2 protein-coding genes are annotated in these 1,959 nt (G+C 76.6%); both read left to right on the plus strand.

Annotation, left to right across the window (positions count from 1 at the left end; genetic code table 11):
- Positions 1–56 precede the first annotated feature (56 nt).
- Positions 57–1,040 (plus strand): LLM class F420-dependent oxidoreductase, encoded by a 984-nt coding sequence (locus tag E1258_RS32330; RefSeq protein WP_132407739.1) that lies wholly within the window; start codon positions 57–59, stop codon positions 1,038–1,040.
- Positions 1,037–1,828 carry an SDR family oxidoreductase gene (locus E1258_RS32335; protein ID WP_132407737.1) on the plus strand — a complete coding sequence of 264 codons (792 nt, stop codon included), beginning with the start codon at positions 1,037–1,039 and terminating at the stop codon, positions 1,826–1,828. The genes E1258_RS32330 and E1258_RS32335 overlap by 4 nt, the downstream gene beginning before the upstream one ends.
- The last annotated feature ends 131 nt before the right edge of the window (positions 1,829–1,959 follow it).

Below are 1,959 nucleotides of genomic sequence, written 5' to 3' on the forward strand. Positions count from 1 at the left end.
ACCTTGCCCGGGGCGGGGGCAGCGGGCAGGATCGACCGGTGACGAACCGATGGGGCATGACCGTGCCGCTGGGCGGCATCCCACTGGCCGACCACGCCGCGTTCTACGCCGCCCTGCACCGGGCCGGCTTCACCGATGTGTGGTCGTCCGAGGTCAACGGCACCGATGCGTTCACCCCGCTGGCGCTGGCCGCCGCCTGGCAGCCGGGGCTGCGGCTCGGCACCGCCATCGCCCCCGTCTTCACCCGGGGGCCCGGGCTGCTCGCGATGAGCGCCGCCGCGCTGGCCGAGGCAGCCCCCGGCCGTTTCGCGCTCGGCATCGGCGCGTCCTCGCCGGTCGTGGTGGGGGACTGGAACGCCGTCGCCTTCGACGAGCCGTTCAGGCGCACCCGGGACGTGCTGCGCTTCCTGCGCGCCGCCCTGGCCGGGCAGACCGTCGACGGCGCGTACGACACCTTCGCGGTGCGCCGGTTCACCCTGGAACGGCCGCCGGCCGTGCCGCCGCCGCTACTGCTGGCGGCCCTGCGCCCGGGCATGCTGCGGCTGGCCGCCGCCGAGGCCGACGGGGTGATCCTCAACTGGCTCGCCGCCGCCGACGTGCCCACCGCCGTCGCCGAGCTGGGCCGGCGGCCCGACGGGTTCGAGGTGATCGCCCGCATCTTCGTCTGCCCCACCGCCGACGTCGGCCATGCCCGCGCCCTCGGCCGCAGGCTCATCACCACCTACCTCACGGTGCCCGCGTACGCGGCGTTCCACCGCTGGCTGGGCCGGGCCGAGACCCTCGACCCCGTGTGGCGGGCCTGGGCGGCCGGGAACCGGCGGGGCGCCGCAGCCGCCGTGCCCGACGAGGTCGTCGACGCGCTCGTGCTGCACGGCCCGCCCGAGGACTGCCGCGACCAGGTGCGCCGCTACGCCGACGCCGGAGTGGACGTACCGGTGCTGGCCCTGCTGCCCACCCCGGAGCTGGCCGCCGGCGGCCCGGCGGCCCTGGCCGACCTGATCGCCCGGCTCGGGCCAGCCGGGGGAGGGGGGCCGGCGTGAACCTCACCGACCGGGTGGTCGTGATCACCGGCGGCGCCGGCGGCATCGGCGCGGCGCTCGCGCACCGGTTCGCCGCCGAGGGCGCGGCGGCCGTCGTGGTGGCCGACCTCGACGCGGCCGGTGCCCGGGCCGTCGCCGGGGCCGTCGGCCCGGTGGCCCACGCCGCCGAGCTTGACGTCACCGCGGAGGACCAGGTCCGCGCGCTGGTGGCCGACACCGAGCGACGGTACGGCCGGCTCGACCTGTTCTGCGCCAACGCAGGGATCGCCACGGCGGCGGGGCTGGACGCCGCCCCAGCCGACTGGGACCGGGCCTGGCGGGTCAACGTGCTCGCCCACGTGTACTCCACGCGGGCCGTGCTGCCCGGGATGCTGGCCCGGGGCCAGGGGTACCTGCTGCACACCTGCTCGGCGGCCGGGGTGCTCACCGCCGTGGGCGACGCCCCGTACACCGCCACCAAGCACGCGGCGGTGGGGCTGGCCGAGTGGCTCGCCGTCACGTACCGGGACCAGGGCATCCGGGTCAGCGCGCTGTGTCCACAGGGGGTGGACACGCCGATGCTCGCCGAAGGGCTGGCCGCCGGTCACCTCGGGGCGCGGGTGATCGCCGCGTCCGGCGCGGTCCTGCACCCCGACCGGGTGGCCGACGCGGTGATTGCCGGCCTGGCCGAGGAGCGGTTCCTCATCCTGCCCCACCCCGAGGTCGCCAACCACGCCCGCCGTCGCGCAGAGGACCCCGACGGCTGGCAGGCCGGGTTGCGCAAACTGGTCCGCCGCCTCCGCTCCTGACCCGTTTCGCTTCTGTCCCGCGCCCGTCCTGTCCCGCGTCCGGCCCTGATCGTGCTCGATTCGGGATCGAGTGCTTTCCACGTGACGCCGCTGCCACTCGATGGGTGAAGCGGCGTGGTCCTGTGCGAGAT

The organism is Micromonospora sp. KC207, assembly GCF_004348615.1.
GTDB lineage: Bacteria > Actinomycetota > Actinomycetes > Mycobacteriales > Micromonosporaceae > Micromonospora.